This is a genomic window from Nonomuraea sp. NPDC048892, assembly GCF_040649735.1.
Taxonomy (GTDB): Bacteria; Actinomycetota; Actinomycetes; order Streptosporangiales; family Streptosporangiaceae; genus Nonomuraea; species Nonomuraea maheshkhaliensis.
The window spans coordinates 1-16,300 of the sequence record NZ_JBEZFZ010000031.1 but is presented as its reverse complement, the minus strand read 5'-3'; the positions used below and the strand labels follow the sequence as shown (position 1 = coordinate 16,300).

The 16,300-nt window shown below is 71.6% G+C and carries 14 protein-coding genes; 4 read left to right on the top strand and 10 right to left on the bottom strand.

Going from position 1 to position 16,300, the window contains the following annotated elements:
- Window positions 1-2 precede the first annotated feature (2 nt).
- From AB0C28_RS48440 to AB0C28_RS48425, 4 genes are read left to right on the top strand one after another with little or no spacing between them, the layout of a single operon-like run.
- Entirely contained in the window at window positions 3-764 is a 762-nt protein-coding gene (locus AB0C28_RS48440) for an aldolase/citrate lyase family protein (RefSeq protein ID WP_357862185.1), read from the top strand.
- A complete protein-coding gene (locus AB0C28_RS48435; protein ID WP_358083105.1) occupies window positions 761-1,171 on the top strand; it encodes a lipocalin-like domain-containing protein in 411 nt (136 codons plus the stop codon). Before AB0C28_RS48440 ends, AB0C28_RS48435 begins: the two co-directional genes overlap by 4 nt.
- Window positions 1,168-2,052, top strand: coding sequence for an amidohydrolase family protein (locus tag AB0C28_RS48430; RefSeq protein WP_358083102.1), 885 nt, complete (start codon window positions 1,168-1,170; stop codon window positions 2,050-2,052). Before AB0C28_RS48435 ends, AB0C28_RS48430 begins: the two co-directional genes overlap by 4 nt.
- A complete protein-coding gene (locus AB0C28_RS48425) occupies window positions 2,036-2,926 on the top strand; it encodes an amidohydrolase family protein (RefSeq protein WP_358083099.1) in 891 nt (296 codons plus the stop codon). The genes AB0C28_RS48430 and AB0C28_RS48425 overlap by 17 nt, the downstream gene beginning before the upstream one ends.
- 191 nt (window positions 2,927-3,117) lie before the next feature.
- Here the strand turns inward: AB0C28_RS48425 and AB0C28_RS48420 are convergent, their stop codons facing one another.
- The 10 genes from AB0C28_RS48420 to AB0C28_RS48375 form a co-directional block, all read right to left on the bottom strand.
- Complete coding sequence (locus tag AB0C28_RS48420) at window positions 3,118-4,023, bottom strand: SDR family oxidoreductase (protein ID WP_358083096.1); 906 nt, start codon at window positions 4,021-4,023, stop codon at window positions 3,118-3,120.
- A gap of 83 nt (window positions 4,024-4,106) precedes the next feature.
- Window positions 4,107-5,642, bottom strand: coding sequence for an ABC transporter substrate-binding protein (locus tag AB0C28_RS48415; protein WP_357862175.1), 1,536 nt, complete (start codon window positions 5,640-5,642; stop codon window positions 4,107-4,109).
- A gap of 134 nt (window positions 5,643-5,776) precedes the next feature.
- Window positions 5,777-6,991 (bottom strand): cobalamin-independent methionine synthase II family protein, encoded by a 1,215-nt coding sequence (locus AB0C28_RS48410; RefSeq protein WP_358083094.1) that lies wholly within the window; start codon window positions 6,989-6,991, stop codon window positions 5,777-5,779.
- Window positions 6,988-8,028 (bottom strand): peptidyl-alpha-hydroxyglycine alpha-amidating lyase family protein, encoded by a 1,041-nt coding sequence (locus AB0C28_RS48405; RefSeq protein ID WP_358083091.1) that lies wholly within the window; start codon window positions 8,026-8,028, stop codon window positions 6,988-6,990. The genes AB0C28_RS48410 and AB0C28_RS48405 overlap by 4 nt, the downstream gene beginning before the upstream one ends.
- Window positions 8,025-9,275, bottom strand: a complete 1,251-nt coding sequence (locus AB0C28_RS48400) for an amidohydrolase family protein (protein WP_358083089.1) — start codon at window positions 9,273-9,275, stop codon at window positions 8,025-8,027. The genes AB0C28_RS48405 and AB0C28_RS48400 overlap by 4 nt, the downstream gene beginning before the upstream one ends.
- 64 nt (window positions 9,276-9,339) lie before the next feature.
- The gene (locus tag AB0C28_RS48395; protein ID WP_358083086.1) at window positions 9,340-11,709 is read right to left on the bottom strand and encodes a CoA transferase; all 2,370 of its coding nucleotides are present in this window, start codon (window positions 11,707-11,709) and stop codon (window positions 9,340-9,342) included.
- The gene (locus AB0C28_RS48390; RefSeq protein WP_358083083.1) at window positions 11,706-12,770 is read right to left on the bottom strand and encodes an oligopeptide/dipeptide ABC transporter ATP-binding protein; all 1,065 of its coding nucleotides are present in this window, start codon (window positions 12,768-12,770) and stop codon (window positions 11,706-11,708) included. Before AB0C28_RS48390 ends, AB0C28_RS48395 begins: the two co-directional genes overlap by 4 nt.
- Entirely contained in the window at window positions 12,763-13,842 is a 1,080-nt protein-coding gene (locus tag AB0C28_RS48385; protein ID WP_358083080.1) for an ABC transporter ATP-binding protein, read from the bottom strand. The genes AB0C28_RS48390 and AB0C28_RS48385 overlap by 8 nt, the downstream gene beginning before the upstream one ends.
- Entirely contained in the window at window positions 13,839-14,708 is an 870-nt protein-coding gene (locus AB0C28_RS48380; protein WP_346105082.1) for an ABC transporter permease, read from the bottom strand. The genes AB0C28_RS48385 and AB0C28_RS48380 overlap by 4 nt, the downstream gene beginning before the upstream one ends.
- A complete protein-coding gene (locus tag AB0C28_RS48375) occupies window positions 14,705-15,640 on the bottom strand; it encodes an ABC transporter permease (RefSeq protein ID WP_358083077.1) in 936 nt (311 codons plus the stop codon). Before AB0C28_RS48375 ends, AB0C28_RS48380 begins: the two co-directional genes overlap by 4 nt.
- Between the last annotated feature and the right edge of the window lie 660 nt (window positions 15,641-16,300).

Here is a 16,300-nt window from a genome sequence, read left to right as displayed (position 1 = left end):
GCATGGGTTTCTTCGACACCGCAACGGCGCGGACGCCGCGCCTCGGCACGTGGATCAAGCTGGCGACCGTCGAGAGCGTCGACATCATGGCCAGCGCCGGGTTCGACTTCGTGGTCATCGACCTGGAGCACTCGCCGCTCGACCTGTCCATGACGGCGCGGATGATCAGCGCGGCCTCGGCGTACGGCGTCGACCCGCTGGTCCGCGTGCCCGACCACCAGGGCTCCACCATCGGGCGGATCCTGGACGCCGGGGCCAGGGGCATCCTGGTGCCCCGCGTCGACTCCGCGGCCGACGCCGAACGCGTCGTCGCGGCCACCCGCTTCCCGCCCCTCGGCCAGCGCGGGGCGGGCGGCACCAGCCGGGCGGGCCGGTGGGGGCTGACCCCGCGCGCCGAGTACGTCAGGACCGGCAACGAGGACGTCGTCTGCGTCCCGCAGCTGGAGAGCCCGGCCGCCATCGACGCCGCCGCCGAAATCCTGGCCGTGCCCGGGGTGGACGCCGTCTTCCTCGGGGCCGGCGACCTGTCGCTCGCGCTGGGCGTCGGCATGACCGACCCCACGGTGCAGGGCCTGCTCGACCGGGCCCGTACTGCGGCCGCTGCGGCGGGCAAACCCTGCGGCGCGGCCGTCGTGGACGCGGCCGGAGGCCATCGGGCCGCGGCGCTCGGGCACCAGTTCCTCATCATGGGCAACGACGCGACCATGCTCGCCCGTACGGCCCACTCGATGACGGAGGCGTTCAGGAAGCAGGCGACCGAGTGATCGTCGGCACCTGGCGGCTGGCGGACTACTACATGGAGGGCGCGCCTGGCGAGGCCGTCCGCCCGCTCGGGGACACCCCGCTCGGCCTGCTCATCTACGGCCCCGACGGCTACATGTCGGTCCAGTACATGGCCGGCGACCGTCCGCCCCTGGCGTCGGAGAACTGGCGCTGGACCACCGACGAGGAGAAGCTCGCCGCGGTGCGGACCTTCGGCGCGTACGCCGGCCGCTACGAATGGCTCGGCGACCGCATCGTCCACGAGGTGGAGGCCGGAATCTACCCCAACTGGATCGGCACCAAGCTGGTCCGCCTGGCGGTCGTGGAGGGCGACCGGCTGACCTTGCGCGCCGACCGCACGGACGGTCGGCCACCCACCCCCGTCCTGCTCTGGGAGCGCATCCGATGATCGACTCACACGCGCACCTGGTGACCGATGACCCGGCCTACCCCTACGACCCGCCCGGCGGCACGGTCAGCGCCGCCGTGCGCGACGACCCGATGACCGCCGAACGGCTGCTGGCCGCGCTGGACGCCAACGGGCTGTCGGCCGCCGTCGCGGTCCAGCGCGCGCACGTGTACGGCTACGACAACAGCTACGTCGTGGACGCGGCGGCCCGCCACCCCGACCGGCTGCGCGCCATGTGCGTCATCGACGCGCAGGCCCCGGACTCGGCCAAGACCGTGCGGCGCTGGGCCGAGCGCGGCGCCGTGGCCATGCGCCTGACCTCGCCCGGCGGCAACCAGCACGGCGGCACACCGGGCGCCGGCTGGTTCGCCGGGCCGCGGGCGCTGGAGGTGTGGCGGCAGGTGAGCGAGCTGGGCCTGTCGATGTGCCTGCACCTCTACCGCTGGAACCGCGACGAGAGCCTGTGCGCCCTGCCCGCGGTCGCCCGCGCGTTCCCCGGCACGCCGGTCGTCCTCGACCACGTCGCCAGCGTCGAGGCCGACCGCGCCGAGCCCTTCCCCGGCGCCACCGGGCTGCTCGCGCTGGCCGACCTGCCGCAGGTGCACGTCAAGGTGACCACCTTGAACTTCGCCCGGATCATCGCCGCCGGCGTCGCGCCGTCGGGGGTGGTGGAGTGGCTCGTGTCCCGGTTCGGCGCCGAACGGGTGCTGTGGGGGTCCGACGTCACGCAGACCGCCGGCACGTACGCCGATATGGCGCGGATCGGCCGGGAGTCGGTCGCCGGCCTGCCCGGACGGGACGCCGCCCTGGTCCTCGGCGGGACGGCCGCCGCGCTCTACGGCCTCCCCGCGCTCGCGGAGACCGATGACCAGGCCCGGTGACGACGTGCCGCCGAGGTCCGGTGACGACGTGCGGGTGATCGGGTCCGGGGACGACGTGCCGGTGAACCTGCCCGGTGCCGAGGTGCCGCTGGTGGACGCGCACGTGCACCTGTTCACCAGCGCGCTGCCGCTCGCGGCACGCGCCTGGACCCGCCCCGACGTGGACCTGCCCGTCGGAAAGTTCCTGACGACGATGGACGAGCACGGCGTCGGGCGCGCCGTGATCTCGGCGATGAGCCTGCTCGGCGACCTGAACGACTACACGATCGACGCCCTGCGCGAGCACGACCGGCTGCGCGGCACCGTCATCGTCGAGCCCGGCGTGGACCGGTACGTCCTCGAACGCATGCGCTCCGACGGCGTACGCGGCATCCGGTTCCAGTGGCGGCGCCTCGCGGAGCTGCCCGACCTCGACGACCCGGCCTACCGCAGGCTGCTGTTCCGGGTCGCGGACCTCGGCTGGCACGTCGAGCTGAACATCGAGGGCGAACGACTGCCGCCGGTGCTCGACCGGCTCGTCCGCTCGGGGGTGCAGGTCGTCGTCGACCACTTCGGCGACCCCGACCGCCGCGCCGGATACGCCGGAAAGTCAGGGGCGGCGCTGCTGCGCGCCCTGGGGAGCGGCCGGGTGTGGGTGAAGCTGTCGGCAGGCTACCGCTTCGGCGTCGGCACGGACACGCTGGCCCGGTACGCGGCGACACTGCTCGCCGCCGCCGGGCCCGAGCACCTGTTCTGGGGCAGCGACGCGCCGTTCGTCGGGGCGCGGCAGCCGGTCACCTATCGCGACGCGGTGGAGTCCTTCGCCCGGATCGTCCCGGACGCGGCTTTGCGCGGGCGCATCTCACAAGCCGCGAACACGTTCTACTTCGACTGACCGGCGCCCGGCCCACGCTGATCCGGCGCCCGGCCAATGCTGATTCGGCGCGGGGCCGGCGCCATGTCCACGCTGATCCACGCCAGTAGCGCCGATCCACGCCAGGCTCGCGCGGGACGCGCGTGCGTCGCTTCGCGGGCACGCCTGAGCCCACCCCGGCCGTCAGAGCCGGGGTGGGCCTCAGCGTGCGGTCACCGGCCGGGCGGTGTGTGGCTCTGCAGGTGCTCCGTGAACCCGGCGAAGTCCTCCGCCAGCTGGTCGGCGCTCCACCCGCCGTCCCGATGCGTCACGAACGCCTCCTTAGGATGCGCCCAGATCGCGAACTTGTCGCCGCCGAAGCCGAGGTACTGCCCGGTGACCCCGGCCGCCTCGTCCGAGGACAGGTAGACCACCAGGGGCGCCACGTCCTCCACCGTGCCGATCCCGCGCCGCCGCAGGTCGGCCGGGACCGGGCCGCCGGCCTCGACCGCGGCGACGGCTTCGGTCAGCGCGGGGATGGTCGCGGCCATCCTGGTCAGGGCGGTGGGCACGATCGCGTTCACGGTCACGCCCAGCTTCGCCGTCTCGACCGACCACACCCGGACCATCGCGATGATGGCCGCCTTGGACGCGGCGTACGCGGTCTGCCCGAAGCCGCCGTACTGGCCGGCCGGCGAGCCGACCAGGATCAGCCGGCCGCCGCCACCCTGCTCGCGGAAGCGGCGCACCGCCGCCCGGCCGCAGGTGAACGTGCCGCGCACGTGGCTGTCCACCACGAGGTCGAACTCCTCGTCCGTGACCTTGACCAGCGTCCGGTCGCGCAGCGCGCCGGCGTTGGTGCACATCACGTCCACGCGGCCGAACTCGGAGACGGCCCGTCCCACCAGCGCGTCGGCCGACTCGGCCGAGCCGACCTCGCACACCTCGGCGACGGCCCTGCCGCCCGCGCCCCTGATCTCCTCGGCGGTCTTCTCGGCGACGTCCGCGTCGATGTCGTTGACCACCACGGCGGCTCCCGCGGCGGCCAGCGCCTGCACGTACGCGCGCCCGAGCCCTCGTCCTGATCCGGTGACGATCGCCACCTTGCCGTCCAGCCGCACTGGATTCCTCTCCGTCATGCGCTTATATCCCGTTATGTGCTGACGTCCGTCACGTGCTGATGTCCCGTCACGTGCCGTTGCCCGTCAGGTGCCGTTGTCCGTCAGGTGCTGATCTTGATCGAGGCGAAGTCGTAGTCGCCCATCACCGGCGGCTCCATCCCGGTCACGCCCTTGCGGAAGGCCGCCACGTACGTCACGCCGCAGACCGGGATCACCGGCGGCCCCGCCTCGAACACCTTGGTGACGATCTCCCGCATGGGCGCGGAACGCTCGTCGTTCACGTCACTGACCCGTGCCTTGGCCAGCAGTTCGGGAACCCCAGCCAGGGTGAATCCCCCGGGGTTGTACGCGCCGCCCTTGGTGTAGAAGTCCTTGACGAACTGGGTCGGGTCGGGCCGTCCCGCCTGCAACAGCGCCACCGTGGCGGAGAAGTTGCCGGTCCTGCGGGCGGTGATCATCTGCTGGAACTCGAGGACCTTGATCTTGACCCTGATCCCCACCTTCTGCAGCTGCGCCTGCAGCGCCTGGGCCAGCGTCTGGAACTGGGTGTTGGGCCCGACCTCGACCTGGAGGTCCAGGCCGTTCGGCAGCCCGGCCTCGGCCAGGAGCTGCTTGGCCTTCTCCGGGTCGTAGTAGGGCTTGACGTCGTTCAGCTCGGGCACGTTCGCCCAGAAGCCGTTCTGGAACGGCTGCACCGCCGGTGCGCAGGCGCCCGCGTACAGGCTCTTGCTGATCGACTCGCGGTCGATCGCGTACAGCAGCGCCTGCCTGACCTTCGGGTCGGCCAGCTCCTTGACCTTGGTGTTCACCAGGATCGCGTTGAACTGGGTGTTGGGCGCCTGGATGATCGTCATGCCGGCCGCCTGCGCCTCCTTGATCTGCCCGGGGGTGATCGAGGTGCCGTCGGCCTGCCCGGACTTCACGGCCCGCAGGCGGGTCGCCTCGTCGGAGTAGACCGCCATCTCCAGGCCGCCGATGCCGGTCCGCGCGACGTCCCAGTACCCGTCGAACTTCTTGAAGGTCACCTTGTCCTGGTTGAACGCCGTGAGCTGGAACGGCCCGGTGCCGGCCGGCTTGGTGCCGAGGTCGGGGTCGTTCAGCGCGCCGGGCGCGACCACGATCCCGGGCTCGCCCGCCAGCACGTTGATCATGTAGCCGGCGGGCTCGGAGAAGGTCAGCTTCACCTCTGACGGGCTGACCGCCTCGACCTTGTCCAGCGTGGCCAGCGTCGTCACGAGGGCGCCGCTCTTCTTGTACGCCTCCAGCGACGCCTTGACCGCGTCGGCGTTGAACTCCTCGCCGTTGTGGAACTTCACCCCCTGCCGCAGCTTAAAGGTGATCACCTTGTTGTCGTCCGAGAGCTTCCACTCGGTGGCCAGGCCCGGCTTGATCTCACCGGCGGCGCTCCTCGCGACCAGGCTCTCGTAGACCACGTCGAGGAAGACCGGGTCCAGCGGCGCCGCCTTGCGCGGGTCGAAGGAGGTCGGCATTCCCGGCACGGCCCATTTCAGTACGGCCGAGCCGTCGGTGGTGCCGGTGCCGCCCTGCTGCGGGGCGGCCGTACCGCCGCCACAACCGGCGAGGGCGAGGCCGACGGCGAGGATCGCGCCGGCCGATCTGACTGCTGCTCGTTTCACGGCTTTGCCTCCATGTTTCAGAAGCGAGCTGATGTCGTTGGTGACCTGGCTTCAGCCGTGACGCTGAACTGTGCCCCGTCAGGTCGTGGTGCGGTGTTGAGTGGTGCGGTGGTGTTATGGCGCTGTGGTGCGGGTCAGTCGGCCCACAAACGATTGCTGGCGAGCCGGGCGCCTTCGGCGAGAGCGGAGAGCTTCGCCCAGACGATCTCCTCGTGGCCCACCCGGGACCCGATCCCGCAGTCGGTCCCCGCCTGGAGGTTCTCCTTCCCGACGACACTGGCGAAGTTGGTCAGCCTCTCGGCGATGAGCTCGGGATGCTCGACCAGGTCCGTGGCGTGGCTGACCACGCCGGGGATGAGGATCTTGCCCTCGGGCAGCTTCACGTCCTCCCACACCCGCCACTCGTGCGCGTGCCGGACATTTCCGGACTCGATGGCGTAGCCCTGCGCGTTGACCTTGATCAGCAGGTCCGCGATGTGCTCAAGCCCGATGTCCTGCGTGTGCGGACGGTGGCCGCTGCCCCAGCAGGTGTGCATCCTGATCTGCTCGGCGGGCAGCCCGTCGATGCTGTGGTTGATGATCTCGACGGCGGACACCAGGTAGCGGCGCAGGTCCTCGACCGTCCAGGTGGGGTGGAACTGCCAGGTGGTGGCGAACTCCGGCTCGTCGATCTGCAGGATCAGCCCGGCGTCGGTGATCGCCTTGTACTCCTCGCGCAGCGCCTCGGCGACGGCGATCATGTACGCCTCCTCGCTCGGGTAATGCGCGTTCCTGGCTCCCGCGCCCAGGCTGAGCGGGCCGAGCGCGGCGATGAAGCCGTCTGCCTCGTGACCGGCCGCCTCCTTGTCCGCCACCGCCTTCTTCAGCGCGGCGATGTCGGCCGCGATGGCGTCGTGGCCGATGTAGGTGATCGGGGAGGTGCACACCCGGCCCTTCGTCGGCGGCTTGGGCGCGGCGCCGGGGGTCGCGAAGCCCGGCCTGACCGGCCCTCCCGATCCGGACAGCCAGAGGCCGGAGACATACGTGCCGGGGAAGTCGGCCTTGTCGCGCGCCGCGACGTACTCGCGCTTGGGCGGGACGTCCGGGTCGATGGGCAGCGTCTCCCAGCCGGTCACGCGGGCGTGGATGTAGCCGGCGTAGCCGGCCATGTTCGCGGCCTTGACGTACTCGCCGTCGTTGACCGTATCCAGGCCGCAGGCGAGCTGCCGGTCCACGACCTCGCCCACGGCGCCGGGCAGGCGCGCGTCGATCGCCTCCCGGTCCCCTTCGGCGATCAGCTTGTCGAGATCGGACGGGCGCGGCAGGTTGCCGCCGTGTGTGGTGAGGATCCGCCGGTTTCCGCGCCTCATGCGTGTCTCCTAGCCGAGGTTTCCGCTCCCGCGCCGACGCGCGGGAACTTCTGCAGTTGGTGCCGGCCGCACGACCGCGCGACCCGGCCGGGTCTGATGGCGAAGCTGTAGGTGACCTCCGCGACGTACAGGTCGCCGCGGGAGTCCAGGGCGATGCCGTGCGGGGCGATGAAGTAGCCCGGCTCGGCGCGGTGCTCCGAGGAGTCGCCCCACCGCTCGATCACCTCGCCGTACGGGTTCAGCACGGTCAGCCGGCCGGGCTGGTCCCGCTCCGCCGTCCCGCGCGTGAAGGAGCTCTGGCCCTGCGGCCGCCACAGCTCGGCGACGTACACCGAGCCGTCGGGGGCGATGGTGAGGTCGCACGGCCGGCGCACATCGGTCCATTCCTCGATGAACGTGCCGTCCGGGGTGAAGATCTGGATCCGGTCGTTCTCGCGGTCGCCGACGAACACCCGCCCGTCAGGGGCGATGTCCAGGCAGTGGGGCAGGTGGAACCGGCCGGGGCCGGTGCCGGGCTCGCCCCACGAGCCGATCAGCTCGCCGTCGGGGGTGAACCGGTGGACGCGGCTGTTGCCGTACCCGTCGGTCACGTAGAGGTCGCCGTCCGGTGCGACGGCCAGGTTGGTGCACCGGTTGAACGGCGGCCCGCCGTACCGGACGCCCTCCACGCTGTGCACGCGCACGGGTTGTCCGGAGACGTACCCGGTGTCCGACGCCGCCCCTGGCGTGCCCAGCGTCATCAGCAGCTCGCCGCCGGGGGTGAACTTGCGCACGGTGTGGTCGCCCGCGTCCACGCAGTAGACGCTCCCGTCCGGCCCGACGGTCAAGCCGTGTGGGGTGGTGAAGACGCCCTTTCCCCAGCTCCGTACGTACGTGCCGTCGCGTTCGTACACGATGACCTGGCCGTCGAAACGGGTGAACAGATAGACGCGGTCGTCGGCGTCCACGTCCACCGCGGCCACGTCCGCGTGGACCAGGCCGTCGGGCAGCCGCTCCCAGTCGGCGTCCACCTCGAACCGCCCGCGGGTGATCGTCATGATGCCGCCCCCGACCGGGGTGCGGGCAGCCAACCCCACGGATGTGTCCCCCACACCGGCGGGACCAGGACACCGGCCCGCACGGTGTGGACCGGCCGCAGGCCGAAGCCGCCGTGGAAGACGTCCTGCGTGGTGTCCACGAACTCGAAGTCGCCCTCGACCAGGTCGATCACGGTCAGGTCCGCCTCCCTGCCGACCGCTATGGCGCCCAGCTCGTCCGCGGCGCCGATCGCACGGGCGGCGTTCGCCGTGGTCATGCGGACCACCTCGGCCAGGTCGTAGCCGACGGCCATGAACTTGGCCATGCACTCCAGCAGGGAGTGGAAGCTCTCCCCCGCCGCGGTCAGGTCGCTGCTGATCGTGTCGGGGGCCAGGCCGAGCGCGCGTTGCTCGCGGGCGACCTGGTAACCGAAGTTGCCCCGGCCCAGGGCGGAATCGAGGACGACCCCGCGCTCGCGGGCGGCGAGCAGGGCGGGCAGCATGCGGTCCGCGGCGTCGGTCACGCCGCCGTGGTTCGGGGTGCACAGGTGGGTGAGGATGTCCCCGGCGTCGAGCTGCTCGATGGCGTACCGGGTGGCGGGCTCCAGCAGGTGCGGGTCGGGGCGGCGGCGCGCGGACAGGTCGCCGATGTGCACCATGAGCGGCACCCCGTGCTCGCGGGCCACCGCCTTCGCCGCGGCGACGACGTCTTTGCCCTTGTCCGCGATCAGCGGCCCGACCAGCCGCAGCTTGATGCCCTGGACCAGGCCGGGGTTGGCGGCGACGCACCTGGCGATGGCGACCGGGTCGATCTCGTCCATGCCGGCGACATCGACCATGGTCGGCATGGTGTGGGCGAAACTGCCGATGTTGAGGAACGGGATGACGCGGGTGCGGGCGTTCGGCTGGATGTAGGCGGAGAAGACCCCGATGTTCGCCACCCCGACGGACCCGGCGTCGACCAGCGTCGTCACCCCCGACCCGACGCCGATGACGTCCGGGTCGCAGCCCTCCATGCCCACGCCCGGGGTGATCGCCCCGTGCGCGACGTGCGTGTGGACGTCGATCAGCCCGGGAACGACGTAACGCCCGGCGCCGCTCACGTCGATCACCCGGCGCGCCGCGCCGGCCTGCAGGTCCGCGCCGATCGCGCTGATCCGCCCGGCGGTGACGGCGACGTCCATGACGCCGTCGAGCCCTTGATCGGGGTCGAGAACCCGTCCGCCTTTGATCAGCAGATCGCACCGGGTGGCCGGGGCGTCGTCCATCAGTCCTCCTGTCGGGGGTCCCGCTCAGCGAGCCGGGGGGTGCTGTCGGTTGCTCGTCGCGCGGTCAGAAGTGGTCCCAGCCCCGTGGCAGAGCGGTCAGTTGCACGGCCCAGGCCCGTTCGAGCGCGTCGGCGGAATCGGCCAGCCCGATCCCGGCCAGCACCTCCCGCCCGTCGGCGCCCGGGCGGCGCACCGGGTGTCCCAGGCGGGGTGGGTGGTGGCGGGCCCGGATGGCGATCCCGGGCATCACCACCTCGCCGGCCTCCTCGGAGACCTGGGTGACGGCCAGCCCTCGGGAGCGGGCGTACGGGTCGGTCATCAACTCCGCGAGCTTTGTGACGGTGTGCGCGCCCGCCCCGGCCGCGGTCAGGCGCTCGACCCACTCGTCCGCGTCGCCGGTGCGGAAGACGGCCTCCAGGGCTGCTTCCGCGTCGTTCTCCGCCAGGGCCCGCTTGAGTGCGGGCAGCGCCGAGAGCTGCGCGCGGGTCGCCCCGACGAAGAACCAGCGGTCGGCGGCCCGGTAGAAGCGGTGCCACGGGTCCGTCCCGAGTGCTTCGGGGCCGCACGGTTCAGCGCTCGTCGCGGTCCCGGCACGCACCGCGTAGCTCGCCTGCTGGTAGAGGCCCGTCTGGGTGAGAGAGGCGTACACGTGCCCGCCCTCGCCGGTGACCTCGCGGTGGTGGAGGCCCAGCGCGGCGGCGAAGGCGGCCAGGGTGCCGGTGCCGTAGTCGAGCAGGTTGTACGGGCCGAGGACGGCCGGGGGGCCGTCGCCTCCGGTCCTGGTCATGATGCCGGTCGCGGCCTGGCCCTGGGTCTCGTATCCTCGGCGGCTCGCCCACGGGCCGCCGGGCCCGTAGCAGCTCACCGAGACGTAGACGATGCCGGGGCGGCGGGCCCGTACGTGCTCGTAGCCGAGGCCGTAACGTTCGGCCGTCCGCTCGGGAAAGTTGCAGGTCAGGACGTCGGCCTCGTTGATGAGGCGCCACAGGATCCGCTGCCCCTCGCCGGACTTCACGTCCACGAGGACCGTGCGCTTGCCGCGGTTGACGAAGCCGTGCGCGCCGACGCGCCGCTGCGGTGCGTTGATCTTGACGACGTCGGCGCCGAACTCGGCCAGGATGCGGCCCGCGCTCGGGCCGGCCAGGATCTGAGTGAGGTCCACCACGCGCAGGCCCTCGTACGGAAGCCGGCCCGCCTCGGACGGAAGCGTCTGGGGACCGGCCGCCTCGCCAGGGGACGCTTGGGAACCGCCGACCTCGCCAGGGGACGCTTGGGCACGGCCGGCCTCGGCAGGAGGCGGCGTGTCCAGCTCCGCCAGGATGTCGGCGCGGTCGGCGTCCGGCAGGTGGCGCGCCCTCCCCCGGAGCGGAGGCGCCGCCGGCACGCACACCGCCGAGCCCGGCATCACCGTCGTCCCGAGCAGCGGATCCTCGACCTCGACGACCTGCCCGGCGGCGCGGGCGTGCACGTTGTCCAGCCACTCGCCCGTCGTCCGCACCGCGGCGAGCGGCACGCCGGCCGCGTTCGCCACGTCCTCCCACTCGTGCGCGGTCCTGGTGCCGAACAGCGCGATCAGCCGCTCCCGCAGCAGCGACCGCAGCTCCGGCTCACGATCCAGCCGGGACCGGTCGGTCAGCCCCTCCCCCGCCCAAGCGGTCATCCCGGCCGCGTCGAGGAACCAGGTGAGGAAGCGGGTCGTCGCCCCGATCGGGTTGAACTGGACGTACCGGCCGTCCGCGCAGCGGTAGGTGCCGCTCCCGTTGGCGCTGATCGCCCGTTCCGGCGGCAGCCCGCGCTCGACCGGGTATGCGCCGCTCCCGCCGATGGCCTCGAACATGGCGTCGAACAGCGGGACCTCGATGCGATCACCACGGCCGCTGCGGTGCCGGGCGGTGAGGCTCGCCACGATCGCGAAGGCCCCGCAGAACGCCGCGAAGTTCGACGCGACGGGAATTGCGGTATATGTCGGGCGGGTGGCGTCCCAGCCGTCAGGCGCGTGCCCCGCCCGGATCCGGCAGTTGCCGGTCGCGGCCGCGATGACACCCTCCCAGCCCGGCACCCCGGCCCGCGGGTCGTCGGCGGCGAAGCCCGGCATCGAGCAGTAGACGAGCCGCGGATCGGCCGCGCTCAGGTCCGCCCAGCCCAGGCCGAGCCGGTCCATCGCCCCCGGCCGGAAGTTCTCGACGAGGACGTCGGCCCGCCGGACGAGGTCACGCGCGATCCTCAGGTCCCGCCCGCTCTTCAGGTCGAGGGTGATGCGCCGTTTGCCGCGGTTGAAGAACGCGTCCTCGACCGGCGGCTCGACCCCGGGGCGATCGACGTGCACGACGTCGGCCCCCTGGTCGGCGAGCAGCAGCGCGGCCAGCGGCCCGGCCACGTGATGGCCGAAGTCGACGACCCTGATGCCGCGCAGGGCCCCCGCGGAACCGGTCATCGTGCCGTCTCCTGGGGGTCCGACGAGTACTCGCTGAACATCGCGCCGTCCTCCACTGACCGCGAAGGCGCGGCGGGTGTCGGACGGTGCAGGACGCACGCGACGCTGTGATCCCCGTCGATCCGCAGCAGCGGCGGGTCCAGGTGCGCGCACTCGTCCTGCGCGACCGGACAGCGGGTACGGAAGCGGCACCCCGACGGCGGGCTCGCCGGATCAGGCAGGTCACCGTGGAGCACGATGCGCCGCCGCGCGCGCTGCGCGTCCGGATCGGGAACGGGCACCGCCGACAGCAACGCCTTGGTGTAAGGGTGCCGCGGGCTCTCCGCGATCTGCGCCGCGGGCCCCTCCTCGACGATCCGGCCCAGGTACATGACCGCGATCCGGTGCGACAGGTGCCGTACGGTGGCGAAGTCGTGCGACACCAGCACCAGCGCCTGCCCGGTCTCCTCCTGGATCGACAGCAGCAGGTTGAGGATCTCCGAGCGGGTGGACAGGTCCAGCGCGGACGTCGGCTCGTCGGCGACCAGCACACTCGGCGAGAGCGCCAGCGCGCGGGCGATGCAGGCCCGCTGACGCTGCCCGCCGGACAGCTCGTCCGGGTACCTGTCCGCGAACGCCGGATCCAGCGTGACCCGGCCGAGCAGTTGGGCGGCCCTCTCGCGCATCTCGCCCCGGCCGATCCGGCCGTGGACCAGCAGCGGCTCGGCGACGGCGTGGCCGACCGTCTTGGTCGGGTCGAGCGCGCCGTACGGGTCCTGGAAGATGACCTGGAGCCTGCCGCGCATCTCCTTCAACTCCCGGCCGCGCGCCCGGCTGACGTCCTTGCCCTCCACCTCGACCGTTCCGGCGTCCGGCCTGAGCAGCCTGGCCATCAGGCGGCCGACCGTGGTCTTGCCCGACCCGGACTCGCCGACGATGCCGACCGTGGTGCCGGCCTTGACCTCCAGGTCGACGCCGTCCACGGCCCGTACGCTCTCCAGCGTCCTGCCCAGCAGGCTGCGGCGCAGCGGGAACGACTTGGTCAGGCCGCTCACCCGCACGACCACCTGATCCTCAGCCACGGACGGCCCCCTTCAGAGTCAGGTCACCGCCGGCGACCCGGCCGCACCGCGTCCTGCGGTCATCGGTCAGGGCCGTGTCGGCCTGTGGTCGCGTGCAGAAGGAGTCGACGCTGTGCTCACAGCGGGGCTGGAACCGGCAGCCGGTCGGGAACTGTCCCGCCGACGGGACCCGCCCCCGGATGACGGTCAGGCTGGTCCGTGCCCGGCCCGACTGCGGCACGGCGCTGAGCAGAGCGCTGGAGTACGGGTGCTTCGGCTCGTAGAAGAGTCCGTCCACGGGGGTCCGTTCTGCGATGTGGCCGGCGTACATGACGACCACGTCGTCGCAGAAGTCCGCGACCACGCCGAGGTCATGGGTGACCAGCAGGACGGCCAGGTCAAGGTCGCGGCGCAGGTCACGCAGCAGTTCGAGGATCTCGGCCTGGATCGTGACGTCGAGCGCCGTGGTCGGCTCGTCGGCGATCAGCAGCTTCGGCTCGCAGGCGATGGCGGCGGCGATCATGACGCGTTGCTGCATGCCGCCGCTCATCTCGTGCGGGTAGGAGCGCAGCCTCTTCTCCGCCTTCGGGATACCGACCCGCTCCAGCAGCTCACGCGCCTGCTTGAGCGCCACCGAGCGCCGCTCGCCCAGGTGCAGCCGGCGTACCTCGGCGATCTGGTCGCCGACGGTCATCGTCGGGTTGAGACTGCTCATCGGCTCCTGGAACACCATGCCGACCGGCCCGCCGCGGATCCGGCGAAGCTGGCGCTTGGTGCAGGTGAGCAGGTCCACGCCGTCGAAGAGGACCGAGCCCGCGACGACCCGTACGGCGGCGGGCAGCAGCCCCAGGATGGCCATGGAGGTCAGCGACTTGCCGCAGCCCGACTCGCCGATCAGCGCGACCGCGCGGCCCTTGTGCACGTCGAACGTGACGTCCTCGACGAGTCCGCGCTGCACGGCGCCGCCGGGAAGATCGATGGTGAGCCCTTTGACGGCCAGCAACGGCTCGCCGCCCGGTCTCGGCTGGTTGTCCGGCCGCGATCGGGCCGTGGCGCCTCCGGCGCCGTTGTGCTGTTCCGGTCCCGGGGTCATGTGCGCCTCCTGAGGCCGACGGCGTCACGGATCGAGTCACCGATCGTGTTGAACGCGAGGACGGTCAGCACCATCGCGACCCCGGATGGCACCACCGAGAAGGGAGAGTCGAACTGGTTGGTGTACGCGGCCTTCAGCATCGATCCCCAGCTCGCGTCCGGCGGCTGGACCCCGAGGCCGATGAAGCTCAGGCTCGCCTCGGCCAGCAGCGCGACCCCCATCAGGATCGTCACCTGGACCAGCAGCGGAGCGGCGATGTTGGGCAGGATGTGCACCCAGAGGGTGCGCCGGGTGGAGGAGCCGATCGCCACCGCCGACTCCACGAAGGTCTCCTCCGCGACCGCCAGCGTCGCGCCGCGCACGACGCGGAACAGGCCGGGCGCGAAGATGATGCCCACCGCGAGCATGGCGTTGACCAGCCCGGGGCCGAGCACGGCGACGATGGCCAGCGCTCCGACCAGCGCGGGCAGGCTCAGGATCGTGTCGGCCAGCCGCCCCGCGACGGCGTCCACGACACCGCGGCGCAGCCCCGCCCACAACCCGAGCGGCAGCCCGATGAGCAACGCGACGCCCACCGAGATGAGCGGGGCGATGACGGCGATGCGCGAGGCCTGGATGATCCGGCTGGCCACGTCCCGGCCGAACTCGTCGGTCCCGAGCAGATGCGTCGAGCTGAGGCCGGCGAACCGGTTGCCCAGGTCCTGGACCTCCGGGTCGTGCGGCGAGACGAGCGGCCCGGCGACCGCGAGAAAGACAAGGAGCAGAACGAATCCGACGGCGACCGCGCTGGCCGGGCGGCGCACGATCGAGCGGACAACGTTGAGCGGGCGGGACCGCCGTGTGGCCGCCGTGGTCATCGTGGTCATGTGGTACGCACCTTCGGGTTGATCCAGCCGTAGGCCAGGTCCACGATGAGGTTGATCAACACCACGATCAACGCGCTGAGCAGGACATATCCCTGGATCATCGGATAGTTCCGTTGCAGCACCGAGTTGATGGCCAGGGAGCCGAGGCCGGAGATCCCGAACACCGCCTCCACCACGATCACTCCGCCGAACAGCCGCCCGGCCTGCAGGCCGAGCACGGTCACGACGGGGATGGCCGAATTACGCAGGATGTGCCTGCGGACCAGCCAGGCGCCGGAGGCTCCCCGCGCCCGCGCGGTGCGTACGTATGGGCGGGTGAGCACGTCGGCGACGCACCCCCGGGTGTGCCTGGCGAGCTCGGCGGCGGTGGCGAGCCCGAGCGCCGTGGCCGGGAGTATGACGTGCGAGAGCCAGACCCCGAACCCCTCCCTGATGTCGACGTATCCGGTCGCCGGCAGCCAGGGATTGGTCAGCGCGAACAGCGACACCAGCACCATCGCCAGCCAGAAGCTCGGCATCGCGATGCCCAGCGTGGCCAGGGTCGACACCGCGCGGTCCATCCAGCTTCCCTGGGTCAGCCCCGCGACGACCCCGGCCGTGACACCGACCATGACCGCGACCAGGAGCGCCATCGTGGTGATGACCAGCGTCGCCGGCGCCGCCTCCGCGATCGTCGAGACGACGGATCGGTTGGTGGACAGCGAGCGGCCGAGGTCTCCGTGCAGGACGCCGGTGAACCAGTTGAAGTACTGCTCCAGCACCGGCTTGTCCAGGCCGAGCTCGGTGCGGATCCGGGCCACCTCTGCCACGGTGGCGTTCTCACCCGCGATCACCTCGGCCGGATCGCCGGGGATCAGCTGTACCAGCAGGAAGGTGAGTATCGACACAAGCCACAAGACCAGCAGACTGCCGCCGAGCCGGCGAATGATCATGCGTGGGCTCACCGTCACCTCCGTCCACCATGGGCGGAACGAAGTTCGCACTACTTCGATCCACAGGACTTTGTCCGATAATGGGACAAATTGTGCAATAGTTGTAAACGCCATGCTGCCCTGCGGGTAAGTTGGCGTCAAGAGGGGGCCGTAGCGTAAATGGCCGGTTTCAGGATCGTTACTCGGCCCCTGCCACAGGGCGCTGACCACATGAAACGCCGCCGTGTCAGACGCCGGCGGCAGGCGGGGCAGAGGTGGGGGCAAGTTGGGGGCAGGTGAGGAGCAGGTGGGGGTCACCCCACGTAGCGGACAGTGCCAGGCAGCGCCTCGGGGTCACGGCGCAGGAGGCCACCGTACTCTCCGCCCCCGGACGCACGGCAGGGCCGTCGCGTCGCCCCCGGACGCACGGCAGGGCCGGCGTGGCACCTCAGGACGGGCTCATGGCCGGCCCCGCCACACCCGACCGGGGCAGCCGGACCACCACGGCCGCACAACGCAAAAAAGCCAGCCGACCTGGAGTTGATCTGCTCCAAGACCGTCTGGCCTTTTACAACCGTCGGGACGACAGTGTGCTGGTTCAGGACATAGGAAACCCATGTCGCAAGACATAGGAAACTTCAACAGAGTGTGTCTCGGGACATAGGCAACCATCGCGATCAT